Consider the following 13,847-nt stretch of genomic DNA (forward strand, 5'->3'; position numbering starts at 1 on the left):
AAACCGAGAAGAGGTGTAAAAGAATGAAAAAAATAGGTTTTATCGGTGTGGGAGTCATGGGTAAATCCATGGTCCGCAACCTGATGAAAGCAGGATACGAACTGTCTATCTATACGAGAACCAAAGAGAAGGTGCTGGATATCATCGAGGAGGGAGCCGTATGGTGTGATACCGTAGCGCAGTGCGTCAGAGACAGGGAGGCTGTCATCACCATGGTTGGTTATCCCGAAGACGTATGGGAGGTCTATTTTGGCGAGGCCGGAATCATAGCAAATGCCAGACCAGGAACCTATGTCATTGATATGACCACCACCAGCCCGAAGCTTTCCGTGGAGATTTATGAGAGAGCAAGGGATGCAGGGATTTACGCTGTGGATGCTCCGGTATCCGGCGGGGATGTGGGTGCAAGGCATGGCACCTTATCCATTATGGCCGGCGGGGATGAAGAAGCGTTTGAAGCCTGCCTGGAGCTGTTCAAATCCATGGGCAAGACTATTATCTACGAGGGAAAAGCCGGCAACGGACAGCACACAAAAGCTGCCAACCAGATTGCGCTTGGCGGTGTGATCGCAGGTGTGTGTGAGGCCATCACCTATGCCCGCGCCGCAGGCCTTGATGTACAGACTATGCTGGACAGTATCAGTCAGGGCGCAGCGGGAAGCTGGCAGATGAATAATATGGCACCCCGCATGATCAAAGAGGACTATGACCCGGGATTTTTCATCAAACATTACATCAAGGATATGAAGATCGCCCTGGAGGAGTCCGATGCCAGAAAGCTGACACTCCCTATTCTCATGGAAGTACTGGATATGTACAAGAAGCTGGATGAAAAAGGATTGGGTGATCTGGGCACCCAGGCTCTGATAAAATATTATGAAGAACAGTAGCAGGGAACAGGATGAGAAGTTCCTGTCAAGCAGGCAGGAGAACATCCGCCTTGCAATTGCTCTGGAGCGTTTTTTTGAATTATGCCCTGAGGACGGCCTTTTATATGAGCGGTACAGGGAATATCTGAAGAAGCGTTTCCGTCCTGCCATGGAAAAACTGATGAAAGCCAGGGAGACAGAGAAAGTAAAAGTTCTTTTTGGTTTGGATACAGTGACACCGGTGCAGATGGATGAACTTCTGGCACTGGCGCAGAAGTATGGAAGTACGGAAAGTGTTTTATGGCTTCTGTCAAAAAAAGAGGAGCAGTTCGGATTTGGCGGAAAGGATATGGAATTATGAGACAGGCAGAGGAAATTGCACAGGAAATCTGGGCATTGGCCAAGCAGGAAATTTCCTGCGCCTGTCCTTTTTTTGTGCTGGCATGCAGTTATCTGAAAACGGCAGCAGATGAAACATGTGCCTGCACCTGTACAGACGGCAGGGTGCTCCATTATTCTCCCAAAGCTGTTCTGACTGATTTTGCGGAAAAGGGCAGGAAATACATAAACAGAGTGTATCTGCACAGCCTGTTCCATTGCCTCTACCTGCACCCCGCAGACCGTGAGGAACGAGATGAGGAGCTGTGGAATCTGGCCTGTGACATAGTGGCAGAATATACGGTGGATTGCCTTGGCATGCCCTTCCTTACAGGGGAAGCCGGAAAAGAAAAAACGGAAGTTTACCGCCTGTTCTGGAAGGGGAAAAAATCCAGGACCGCAGCACAGATTTATGACATGCTGCGGGAGGGGGAGTTTGGAAAGAGCTGTACAGATGCCTGGAGAAGTCTGTTTTTTATGGACGGGCACAGTCTCTGGAGAATGCTTTCCAAGGGAGAGCTTGCCGGTATCCGGGATGTATGGGAAAAGGCAGCGGCATATACCAGCAGGGATGCGGGAAATGCCGGTAAGAGGGCAGGAAGTGAAAAAGGGAATAGGCAGGAATGGTATGAGCTGCAGCAAAAAAGAAGGTATGATTACCGGAAATTTCTGCGGCGTTTTGCTGTGCAGAGAGAGGAAGTCCAGCTCGATATGGAAAGTTTTGATTATATTTCCTATTGCCTTGGACTGTCTATGTATGGTAACATGCCACTGGTGGAGCCTCTGGAATATACAGAGGCATGCAAGCTTGAGGAAATCGTCATAGCCATTGATACGTCCAGCTCCTGTTCCCGGGAAATGGTACAGCGTTTTTTGGAAGAGACGTATTCCATGCTCAGTGAGAGAGAAAATTTTTTCAGGAAAATGAATGTCCACGTCATACAGTGTGACTGCTACATCCAGGAGGATGTGACCCTGTGCTGCGAGGAGGACTGGCGGGCTTATATGAAGCAGATTCGGATCCAGGGAAGGGGCGGCACGGATTTCCGCCCGGTATTTACTTATGTGGACAGGCTGATCAGAGAGAAAAAGATCAGAAATTTAAAAGGGCTTCTGTATTTTACGGACGGGGACGGCATCTATCCCGCCGGGAAGCCGGACTATGAGACAGCATTTATTTTAATAAAGGAGCCTCCGGGAAATGTGAAAATCCCTTCGTGGGCTATCCGTCTGTATCTGGATGAGAGAAAGGCAGGATCAGGAGTATGAATATCGGGCAGGCAAAACAGGAAATAGAAAATACCGTGCGGGCCTACACAAAAAAGAAGGCTGACGGAACTTACGCCATACCGGCTGTGCACCAGCGTCCGGTGCTTTTGATCGGTCCTCCGGGAATCGGCAAGACAGCTATAATGGAACAGGCTGCAGAAAGCCTGCAGATCGGCCTTGTGGCCTACACCATTACCCACCATACAAGGCAGAGTGCCATCGGACTGCCGGTCATTGAAAAAAGGCAGTTTGACGGAAAAGAATATACGGTGACAGAATATACCATGAGTGAAATTGTGGCGTCTGTTTACCGGTGCATGGAGCGGACGGGGTGCAGAGAGGGCATCTTGTTTATTGACGAGATCAACTGTGTCTCAGAAACGCTTGCACCCACCATGCTCCAGTTTCTTCAGTGCAAGACTTTTGGGAGCCATAAGATACCGGAGGGCTGGGTCATAGTGGCAGCGGGAAATCCTCCCGAGTACAACAAATCCGTAAGGGAATTTGACATGGTCACCCTGGACAGGATCAAGCGGATCGAGGTGACAGAGGATTACGGCGTATGGAAATGTTATGCCAGAGAGCATGGGATACATGCATCCATTCCCGCATACCTGGATGTGCGGAGGGAGAATTTCTACCGCACCGAGGCAAATGCGGAGGGGCATTATTTTGTCACGGCCAGGGGCTGGGAGGATCTATCGCGGATGATGTATGTGTATGAGGAGCTTGGGATTCCTGTCACAGACGAGTTCGTGTTCCAATATATCCAGCAGCCGGAAGTAGCAAAGGATTTTACGGGATTTTACGGACTCTGCAGAAAATATCAGGAAGATTATGCGTTTTCTTCGCTTTTGGACGGGACTATGGATGATGCTGCGGTAAAGGAGAAAGAGGAACGGCTGAAAAGATCCGGTTATGATGAACGTATGGCGGTGATCAGTCTTCTTTTGGGAGCCGTGCATACAGCGCTTGCCCGGTATGCTGCCGGTGAACGGGAGACAAAGGCCCTTTATGAGGAAGCCCGCAGACTGAAGAACGGTCTGGATGTTCAGGAGCCGGAAGAGGCGGCCCGGATGCTGGATCATGAAATGGAAAAGCGGCAGCGCGCACTGGAGATAAAAAAGGAAGCGGGACTGTACCGGGAGGATGAAGCGTATCTTGCCCGGTATGTGACAGACTGGGTAAGGCGTTATCTGTATGAGTGGAAAAAGGTGAGCAGCCGGCAGGAATGCACGGCTTCCTCTGTATTAAAAGAGATGTTTGAACAGGAAAAGAAAAAACTGGATGATGCAAGAGCAGATGTGCAGCGGCTTTTGGAGCGGGCTTTTGCCTTTGCCGGTGAGGCTTTTTCAGGCGGACAGGAGATGGCTGTGTTCACAGAGGAGATTTCCAGGGATGAGACAGTGATGAAGTTCATCTTGGAAAATGGCTGTAAGGCGTACCGGGAAGCAGGAAAGATCCTGCAGACAGAGAAGAGAGAGCGTGAACTGAAGGAGGAAATCCGGGAGTTGTCGGATTGTCTTCAGACAGGAGAAAACATTTTGTGATTTCATAAATATCCAAAAAAAGAAGATACTAAGTAACAATGCATTACCGTAAAGACGGACGGGCAAAGAACTGGAAAGGACAAAACAATATGCTGAATAATATTTTGACTCGTGTGAACGATTTTATGTACACCTACCCGTTATTGATACTGCTTGTGGGTGCCGGTGTGTATTTTACCGTGCGGACCCGCTTTGTACAGGGACGCCTGCTTGGCGAAGCTTTTCGCGTGCTGCTTGAAAAAGCGGAGGTGAAAGACGGCAAAAAACAGGTATCCTCTTTTCAGGCATTGATGATATCCACTGCCTCCAGAGTGGGAACCGGCAACATTGCCGGAATTGCCACAGCCATTGCTGCCGGAGGCCCCGGCGCTGTGTTCTGGATGTGGGTGATGGCTGTGATCGGCAGTGCATCCGCCTTTATTGAGAGTACCCTGGCACAGGTGTACAAGGTGAAAGATGGAAAAGACTTCAGAGGCGGACCTTCTTATTATATGGAGAAGGCGCTTGGGAAGAGATATCTCGGAATTATATTTTCGGTACTGCTGATCATCTGTTTTGCCTACGGGTTTAACGGGCTGCAGTCTTTTAATATGTCCTCTTCCCTGGAATATTATATTCCGGGGTATGCGGACAGTGTTTATCCGGCTGTTATAGGCGCCGTGCTGGCGGCAGCTACGGCTTTTGTTATTTTCGGCGGGGTCCACAGGATCGGATTTATCACTTCTGTGATCGTGCCGGTGATGGCGGGCGGCTACCTGCTCATGGGGCTTGCCACCATGGTGATGAATGCGGGAAGGATTCCTGAAGTCTTTGCGCTGATCTTCAGGGAAGCCTTTGACGGAAGGGCGATTTTCGGAGGGTTTGCGGGCAGCGCTGTGGTGATCGGGATCAAGAGGGGACTTTTTTCCAATGAGGCCGGTATGGGAAGCGCACCAAATGCTTCTGCCAGCGCAGCGGTGAGTCATCCGGCAAAACAAGGGCTGGTGCAGGTGCTCTCCGTGTTTATTGATACGCTGCTTATCTGTTCCGCCACTGCCATGATGCTGCTGCTTTCCGGTGTGGAAGGAAAGTCAGGGGTTTTGGATGGGATTCCCTATGTGCAGCAGGCTATTTCTGCAAATGTGGGGACGTGGGGGATTCATTTTATCACGTTTTCCATTTTTACGTTTGCGTTTTCCAGTCTGGTGGGGAATTATTATTATGCGGAGTCGAATATTAAGTTTATTAAGGATGATAAGAAGCTTTTGTTTGTGTTCCGGGTGAGTTGTCTTTTGGCAGTGTTTTTGGGGGCGCAGGCGGATTTTTCAGTGATCTGGAATGTGGCGGATATTACAATGGGGGGAATGGCTGTGCTGAATATTGTGGTGATACTGCTGCTTGGGGGGACGGCTGTTAAGGTGCTTCGGGATTATGAGGAGCAGAAGAAGAGAGGGGTTGAGCCGGTTTTCAGGGCTGAGGAATTGGGGATTGAGAATACGGAGTGTTGGGGGGAGGAGGGACTTTAAAATAGGGTGGCTGATGCCGGATATGGCTGATGCCGGACGCCGGACCTGGCCGCAGGTTTCCCTGTACGGACGAGAGCAGAGAACTTTCAAGCTAACACGTAAGCCGCACTAAGTTCATCGCCTTAGGGCTCTTCACTAAGTGCTTGCTAACGTGTGGATCTTGAGAGATTCTCTAAACGCTCTTAAACGTCCGTACAGGGAAACCTGCGGCCAGGTCCGGCTGTTTTTTAGAACGGGACGGACGTAGTTTGTTATGTGTTTGAAAGTTGATTAGATGGACTATGTAGGGATAAGGGGAAAAGCAGTATGAGAATTGAAGATTATTTTGATGATAACGATGTGTTTGCTGAAGATAAGAAGTTTATATTGAAAAAGTTAAGTGAAAATGATAAAGAAGATTTTATGAAGTTACAGATGGATGTTTCTAGTATCAAAAAGGCATACGAAATAAATGATTTTTATGAGTTTTCATGGTCAAGTTTTTTACATGATAAAGATTTGAATTTATCATTGTTTTCAAAGGATACAGGAGTATATCTAGGGAGACTTATGCTTAAAAATCTCTCTGCTGACAAGCAGGAAATTGGAATTGATATTGTAGAAGATTATAGAAGGAAAGGGATAGGCAGCGCGGCTGTTTGTTTGTTGATGAAGCATGCAAAGGAGGTTAGCGGTGCCGATTGGTTTGAGATAAGAATTTATTCTGATAATATAGCAAGTATAAACATGTTTAAAAAGTTAGGGGCAGTTGAAGCAGATCGTGAAGATAGTGAGTTTATAAAAATCATGAAAGTAATGGAGAAATCTTTGAGGAAGGATGAAATAGAAAGGTCGAAAAGAAAATATTCGGATTTATTTGGAAGAGAAGAGGGCAGGAAAATATTGCTATTTAATCTAAAGGCTTTAGATTAAAAGAAACGGGTGTATCATGTTATTGCGTAGAAGGCAGAATTGGTATTTAAGTGTAAGGTCACGTTATGAATTCATAATCTTGGATGGGATATAATTTTGAATGACAGATGATTTTGATAAGAGGAAAGGAATGACGGCAAAAAAGAAAAATTTTTTACGGTTATACTTGACTAATTTTATCTAGATTGTTATAATATTAACAGTCAAGGAAATATTTAGGTAAAAGGATAGTTATTTAATTATTTATTTTTAGGAGGATATTTAAGATGAATCAGTGTTTTGGTTGTAACACATGTGCTAGTGCGGATAAGAAGCTGGAAGGGTATATCCGGGAGCTGCCGATGGAGACTTCACATCACAGGGTGGAAGGGCAGAGTACGAAGTGCGGGTTTGGTCTGCAGGGTATCTGCTGCAGGCTTTGTGCAAATGGGCCCTGCCGGATCACACCTAAGGCGCCGAGAGGAATCTGTGGTGCTACGGCAGATGTGATCGTGGCTCGTAACTTCCTGAGGGCTGTGGCAAGCGGGTCAGGGTGTTATATACATATTGTGGAAAATACGGCGCTGAATGTGAAGAAGACAGCTATGGCAAAAGGGGAGATCAAAGGAGAAAAATCCCTGAAGAGGCTGGCTGAGATTTTCGGTGTGGAAGGCAAAGATAAATGGGAGACTGCGCAGATCGTTGCCCAGAAGGTGCTGGATGATCTGTATAAACCGGAATATGAGAAGATGGAGCTGGTTGAGAAGATGGCTTACGCTCCCAGGTTCCAGAGATGGCAGGAGCTTGGAATCCTGCCGGGCGGCGCGAAAGGCGAGGTGTTCCATGGAGTTGTAAAATGCTCTACTAACCTGAATTCAGATCCGGTGGATATGCTGACAGATTGTCTGAAGCTGGGTATTTCCACAGGTATTTACGGACTGACACTGACGAATCTTCTGAATGATGTGCTGCTGGGTGAGCCAGAGCTCAGACTGGCGCCTGTGGGACTCAGGGTGATCGATCCGGATTATATAAATATTATGATCACAGGACATCAGCACACGATCTTTGTAGATCTGCAGGAGAGGCTGACTTCAAAAGAGGCTGTGGAGAAGGCAAAGGCTGCCGGAGCAAAAGGATTTAAGCTGGTTGGATGTACCTGTGTGGGACAGGATCTGCAGCTTCGCGGGGCGCATTACACAGAGGTGTTTGACGGTCATGCGGGAAACAATTACAGCAGTGAGGCTGTGCTGGCTACAGGCGGTATTGATGCGGTGCTCTCTGAGTTTAACTGTACACTTCCCGGCATTGAGCCTATCTGTGAGGAGCTGAAGATCAAACAGATCTGTCTGGATGATGTGGCGAAGAAGGCAAATGCAGAGCTGAAACCTTATGTATTTGAAGAGAGAGAAAAACAGAGTGAAGAGATCATAGATGAGATCGTTGCGGCTTACAAAGCAAGAAGAGGCAGTGTGCCCATGAATCTTCTGCCCGAACATGGAAATGACAACACCCTTACAGGTGTCAGCGAAGTGTCCTTAAAGGAATTCCTGGGCGGCAATTGGAAACCGCTGATCGACCTGATCGTTTCAGGTGATATCAAGGGTATTGCCGGTGTGGTTGGATGTTCTAATCTGACAGCGGGCGGCCATGATGTGCTGACAGTGGAAATGACAAAAGAGCTGATCGCAAAGGATATTCTGGTACTGACAGCAGGCTGTTCTTCAGGAGGTATTGAGAACTGCGGACTGATGACTCCGGAGGCTGCGAAATATGCAGGTCCGAAGCTGCGCGCTGTATGTGAGAAACTGAATATTCCTCCGGTATTGAACTTTGGACCATGTCTTGCGATCGGACGTCTGGAGATTGTTGCTACAGAGCTGGCAGAGGCAATCGGTGTTGATATTCCGAAGCTTCCTCTGGTACTGTCTGCTGCACAGTGGCTTGAGGAGCAGGCTCTGGCAGATGGATGCTTTGGCCTGGCTCTGGGACTGCCGCTGCATCTGGGAGTGCCGCCTTTTGTGACAGGAAGCAAAGTGGTGACAAAAGTGCTGACAGAGGATATGAAATCCCTCACAGGCGGGCAGGTTATTATCAATGGTGATGCAAAAGAGAGCGCTGAGATTCTGGATAAAATTATCGAGGAAAAACGTGCAGGCTTAAATATCTGATACAGGGGGGATGCGGTTATGAAGAGAATTATGGTGGATGCCAGCAAATGTGACGGCTGTAAAAGCTGCTCCCTGGCCTGCATGCAGGCGCACCGGGAAACACCGGGGACAATTTACGACCTGGACGTGACAGACATTTCCAACGAGACCAGAAACTTTATATATAAAAATCCGCAGGGCGGCTATACTCCTATTTTCTGCCGCCACTGTGATCAGCCGGAGTGTTTGATGTCCTGTATGAGCGGGGCACTTACAAAGGATGAGAAGACCGGGCATGTGCTGTACAATGAGGAAAAATGCGGTTCCTGTTTCATGTGTGTCATGAACTGTCCGTACGGAGTTTTAAAACCGGATGAAAAGACGCATTTAAAAGTGATCAAATGTGATTTCTGCATTGACAAAGGCGAGGAACCCAGTTGTGTAAAAGCCTGTCCAAAAGAGGCTATCTGGGTAGAGGAGGTGTAGCATGGGATATGTGATTTTAGGCGTGGGTGCTGCGGGCATTACTGCGGCAAAGACCATCCGGAAAGCAGAGAAAGAGGCGGAGATCACCATGATCTCCACGGACCGACAGGTACATTCCCGCTGTATGCTGCACAAATATTTGAGCCATGAGCGGACAGCCGAAAAGCTGAGCTTTGTACCGGAAGATTTTTTTGAGACCAACAGGATTCACTGGATAAAAGGAAAAACCGTTACAGGTCTCGATACTGCAAAAAAGAAAGTTATATTGGAAGACGGCGGGGAAGTTCCCTATGATAAGCTGCTGATCGCCACAGGCGCTGAGAGCTTTATCCCTCCTGTGGGAAATCTGCGGGAAGCTGCCAATGTATTCGGGCTGCGCCATCTGCACGATGCGGAAGCAATTGATAAAATGGCAGAAAGCGCAGAGCAGATCGTCATCATCGGTTCCGGCCTGGTGGGGCTGGATGCGGCTTACGGTCTGATGGAAACAGGAAAGAAGGTATCCATTGTGGAGATGGCAGATCAGATCCTGCCTATTCAGCTTGATAAAACGGGTGCTCTCGAATATCAGAAACGTTTTGAGGCGGCAGGTGCTTCCTTTTACCTGGGAAGAAAAGCTGCTGAGACAAAAATGGATGAAAACGGCAGAATCACGGAGGTGATTCTTGACAATGGAGAGTCACTGCCGTGTGATATGGTGATCGTGGCGGCAGGTGTGAGAAGTGCCACCGCAGGTCTTGACGGTGAAGGAATCGTGGTTGACAGAGGCATGAAGGTCAATGATTATTTGCAGACCGGTGCTGCCGATGTCTATGCTGCCGGGGATGTGACAGGGCTTTCCGGTATCTGGCCCAATGCCCAGAAACAGGGAGAGACGGCTGCCCTCAATATGATGGGGGGAAATGTGGAATATGAGGATCGGTTTGCAATCAAGAATACCATTAATTTCTTTGGGCTGGTATCTCTCTGTGTAGGTCTGATCGTTCCGGAAACTACCGATGTGGTGATCGCTAGAGAAGATGCAAGCAATTATAAACGCGTGATAATCCGTGGCGGAAAAGTAGTGGGTGTGCTTCTTCAGGGAGATATTTCCCATGCAGGTATCTGGCAGTATCTCATTAAAAATGAGATTTCCATTTCAGGGATTGAAAAGGATATCTTTGATCTGAATTTCGGTGATTTTTACGGAATCAGAGATAATGGGGAATATACCTGGCGCACAGCGTGATGATGACCTGTGATTTTTATAAAAAAGGGCTTGACAAACTGAAGTTTTAACGGGTATACTTGGTGACATATACAGAAATGCTGTGATGGGAACAAGTAATCCCCGTGGGCTTCCACAGAAAGCTGCCGGCTGATGAGAGGCGCGGAAGGAAGCGGACGATGAATACCTCCCTGAGCTTCACACCGAACAGTAGTTATGCTGCGGACAACAGTGTAAGGCTTAAGTAGGCTGTGACGGAGTGGCACACGTTATCGTGCAGATGAGTATCGCCTTGTCAAAAGGCCGTACTTACTGAGGCAGACGATGTGAATCGTCTGTGAAAAAAGGTGGTAACACGGAAGCAGATACAGCTCCCGTCCTTTGTAAAGAGGACGGGAGCTTTTTATTGTGCGCAGGTGTGCGGATACCGCTTTCGTCCGGTTAGAATTTACAGATAAGTAAAGGAGAAAACACTATGAAAATCTATGAAGAACTGACTGCCAGAGGCTTGATCGCACAGGTGACAGATGAAGAAGAGATCCGTGAGCTGGTGAACAACGGAAAAGCAACATTTTACATCGGTTTTGACCCTACAGCCGACAGTCTGCATGTGGGACATTTTATGGCTCTGTGCCTGATGAAGCGTCTGCAGATGGCAGGCAACAAGCCGATCGCCTTACTCGGCGGCGGTACCGGCATGATCGGAGACCCTTCTGGGAGAAGCGACATGCGCCAGATGATGACAGAGGAGACGATCCAGTATAACTGTGACTGTTTCAGAAAACAGATGAGCCGTTTTATTGATTTTTCAGAGGGAAAAGCCCTTATGGTAAATAATGCAGACTGGCTTCTGGACCTCAATTATGTGGAGATGTTGAGAGAAGTGGGCGCTCATTTTTCCGTAAACAATATGCTTCGCGCAGAGTGCTACAAACAGCGCATGGAAAAGGGACTGAGTTTCTTTGAATTTAACTACATGATCATGCAGAGCTATGACTTTTATATGCTGTACAAGAACTACGGTTGTAATATGCAGTTCGGCGGGGATGACCAGTGGAGCAACATGCTGGGCGGTACAGAGCTGATCCGCCGTAAGCTTGGAAAAGACGCCTATGCCATGACCATTACCCTGCTTCTGAATTCAGAGGGCAAGAAGATGGGCAAAACCCAGTCAGGAGCTGTCTGGCTGGATCCCAATAAGACATCACCTTTTGACTTTTATCAGTATTGGAGAAATGTCAGCGACGCAGATGTGCTGAAATGTCTGCGCATGCTTACATTCCTGCCTTTAGAGCAGATTGATGAGATGGACAAATGGGAGGGCAGCCAGCTCAATACAGCAAAAGAGATTCTGGCTTATGAGCTGACCAGCCTGGTACATGGCGAGGAAGAGGCCGGAAAATCCCAGGAGGCAGCAAGAGCTTTATTTACCAGCGGAAATGCAGCAGATATGCCGTCAGCCGTCATTGAACAGTCAGATCTGCAGGACGGAAATATTGACCTTATTTCACTTCTGCACAAGAGCGGATTGGTGGGCAGCCGTTCCGAGGGAAGAAGAGCCATCGAACAGGGCGGCGTTGCCATTGACGGTGAGAAGATCACAGATGTAAAATATCTGGTTCCGGGAGAAAAACTGGACGGGGACGGAATCGTTCTGAAACGCGGAAAGAAAAATTTCCGGAAAGTGACAATAAAATAAAGCCATAAGGATTCGGTCAACAGAGCCGCAGCAGGTATTCGTCCATAAGAATTATCTTATAATAGGACGGATATCTGCTGTGAACTGTGTCAGCCGTTACGTTTTGTGCAAAATCATCAAATTATTTTTTCTTTGTTAATGCCATTGCATTTTAACTCAGAATATGGTAATCTGGATTTACGAAAAGGTCAGCGCTGAACAATCGAAAACGCGCAGAAAACAATTCTAAAATTAAGACAATATGACACACATTTCCAAATTCTATGGAATTCCCATATTATTTCCAATTATAAAGATTCAGAGCAAAGGAATACCAACATTGTTTTTCTGATTGCGAAGCGCCTGCCGGAACAGAGAGGTTATGAGAATGAACAAAAAAGGAATGATATTTGAAGGGCTGAAAGTGCGCAATGAGATTAAAAAGGCAATGTATCAGGAGGAAAATCTGCCGGACCGCATACAGGAGGAGAACCGTTACCTGACAGAAGCGGAAGGCGAGGACACAGGTAAAAGTGTGCTTAAATGTGAGCGGGAACTGACACGTGTTCTGGAAAAGCTGATGAATGAGGATGGGGAGGAAATCTGCCTTGATGTGACCTATTTTCTGGTTTTTGCAGCAGCGCAGAATCCTGTCTGCCAGGAGGAACTGAAGACACTTACACCGGAGCAGATTCTTGAATATCAGAAGATTTTTTTGGACAATGGGTATCATGGAGAGTATTTCTTGTCCTGCCTGGGCTATGAGGAATATTATTATGCACAGGTGCTCTTTGGCATGCTGGAAGTGATGCGGGAGGGAAGCAGAGAGAAAGCGGAGGATGCTTACAGGCTGTTTATGGGGCTTATCCGCAAAGGCTGGCACAGTGCCAGAAAGGAACTTTTTAAAGAAGAGACCCTGGAGTTTCAGTGTATACAGGAATGGGCAGAACCTTATACAGAACAGCCGGCCATGGGAATGAGCCAGATATGTGTTATTTATCTGCTGGCAGAAGCCTGTCATGTGGAGATAAGGAAGAATGTGAATTATTACCTGATACTGGAGTGTATGATTGACAGAAATACGATCTGGGACAGCAAAAAAGAGGAGATTCTGGAATATGAGGTCTGGGGAAGGCAGGGATATGCGGACAGCAGTTTCAGCAGAATGCTGGCGGAGACTGTACGGAATCCGTTTCAGGCAGCGCTGGGATTTCAGGTGGAAGGATATGAAGAGTTCGATTGTTACCTCCAGAATCTTTTCCATTTGGGAGGCATTGACAGAAATGTGCTTGGCGGGGAAGTGCTGGATGAGAGGACACGTGAGATTCTTCTGGAGATTGGTGAATTTGAAGAAAAATCCGGTTTGGAGAAGTACATTTACTCCCTTTACATTGTTTTGCTGTCCGGTTATGTAAAAAAATGCCTGGATAAGATCCTTGAAAATAATCCGGCCAGATGGCAGAGGTGCGTAGACCGGGAGGCAGAAGAAAAAGATACTTTAAAAAAACAGATCAATGAGCTGGAAGTATACTGCAGAAGCGTAAAGAAGAGAAACCGTGAACTGGAAGAAAAATTGGAGCAGGCAGAACGAACCGTACGCCGCAAAGAGAACCAGATGCAGCGCGCAGTAAAGCAGCACCAGTCTGAAAAACAGGAATTGATAAAGCTGAGAGAGCGCCAATATAATACCGGAAAAGCGGGCTGATGACTTTTGCATAATAGTCTGCAAAAGGGCAATGCTGTAAATTGCGAAAGCAATATTTTTAGCAGAATTAACAAAATATTATATGCAAAAATAGGCACTATTTTTTAACGGTATAAATGGATTTTATCAGCAAAGTATGATATACTTTGAATACAAGAA

General features: G+C 47.3%; 11 protein-coding genes. All 11 read left to right on the top strand.

What is annotated here, in order from left to right:
* Positions 1–23: 23 nt before the first annotated feature.
* The 11 genes from LC508_RS03315 to LC508_RS03365 all read left to right on the top strand — a co-directional run bounded on the left by LC508_RS03315 (position 24) and on the right by LC508_RS03365 (position 13,688).
* Positions 24–890: an NAD(P)-dependent oxidoreductase gene (locus LC508_RS03315; RefSeq protein ID WP_103731093.1), complete on the top strand. Its 867-nt coding sequence runs from the start codon at positions 24–26 to the stop codon at positions 888–890.
* Complete coding sequence (locus tag LC508_RS03320; RefSeq protein WP_103731092.1) at positions 877–1,230, top strand: hypothetical protein; 354 nt, start codon at positions 877–879, stop codon at positions 1,228–1,230. The genes LC508_RS03315 and LC508_RS03320 overlap by 14 nt, the downstream gene beginning before the upstream one ends.
* Positions 1,227–2,516 carry a vWA domain-containing protein gene (locus LC508_RS03325; RefSeq protein WP_054351268.1) on the top strand — a complete coding sequence of 430 codons (1,290 nt, stop codon included), beginning with the start codon at positions 1,227–1,229 and terminating at the stop codon, positions 2,514–2,516. The genes LC508_RS03320 and LC508_RS03325 overlap by 4 nt, the downstream gene beginning before the upstream one ends.
* Positions 2,513–4,066: an ATP-binding protein gene (locus LC508_RS03330; protein ID WP_054351269.1), complete on the top strand. Its 1,554-nt coding sequence runs from the start codon at positions 2,513–2,515 to the stop codon at positions 4,064–4,066. The genes LC508_RS03325 and LC508_RS03330 overlap by 4 nt, the downstream gene beginning before the upstream one ends.
* Before the next feature lie 89 nt (positions 4,067–4,155).
* Positions 4,156–5,571, top strand: coding sequence for an alanine/glycine:cation symporter family protein (locus LC508_RS03335; RefSeq protein WP_103731102.1), 1,416 nt, complete (start codon positions 4,156–4,158; stop codon positions 5,569–5,571).
* A gap of 306 nt (positions 5,572–5,877) precedes the next feature.
* Positions 5,878–6,483 carry a GNAT family N-acetyltransferase gene (locus tag LC508_RS03340; protein ID WP_103733287.1) on the top strand — a complete coding sequence of 202 codons (606 nt, stop codon included), beginning with the start codon at positions 5,878–5,880 and terminating at the stop codon, positions 6,481–6,483.
* 266 nt (positions 6,484–6,749) lie between these two features.
* Positions 6,750–8,633: an anaerobic carbon-monoxide dehydrogenase catalytic subunit gene (cooS, locus tag LC508_RS03345; RefSeq protein ID WP_118593992.1), complete on the top strand. Its 1,884-nt coding sequence runs from the start codon at positions 6,750–6,752 to the stop codon at positions 8,631–8,633.
* A gap of 18 nt (positions 8,634–8,651) precedes the next feature.
* Positions 8,652–9,098: a 4Fe-4S dicluster domain-containing protein gene (locus tag LC508_RS03350; RefSeq protein ID WP_054351271.1), complete on the top strand. Its 447-nt coding sequence runs from the start codon at positions 8,652–8,654 to the stop codon at positions 9,096–9,098.
* Position 9,099: 1 nt separating this feature from the next.
* Complete coding sequence (locus LC508_RS03355; protein WP_103732855.1) at positions 9,100–10,326, top strand: NAD(P)/FAD-dependent oxidoreductase; 1,227 nt, start codon at positions 9,100–9,102, stop codon at positions 10,324–10,326.
* Positions 10,327–10,780: 454 nt separating this feature from the next.
* Positions 10,781–12,004: a tyrosine--tRNA ligase gene (gene tyrS, locus LC508_RS03360; RefSeq protein WP_033141770.1), complete on the top strand. Its 1,224-nt coding sequence runs from the start codon at positions 10,781–10,783 to the stop codon at positions 12,002–12,004.
* A 367-nt stretch (positions 12,005–12,371) separates the two neighbouring features.
* Positions 12,372–13,688, top strand: coding sequence for a hypothetical protein (locus LC508_RS03365; RefSeq protein WP_033141769.1), 1,317 nt, complete (start codon positions 12,372–12,374; stop codon positions 13,686–13,688).
* Positions 13,689–13,847 lie beyond the last annotated feature (159 nt).

Source organism: Blautia parvula (genome assembly GCF_020215665.1).
GTDB lineage: Bacteria > Bacillota > Clostridia > Lachnospirales > Lachnospiraceae > Blautia > Blautia celeris.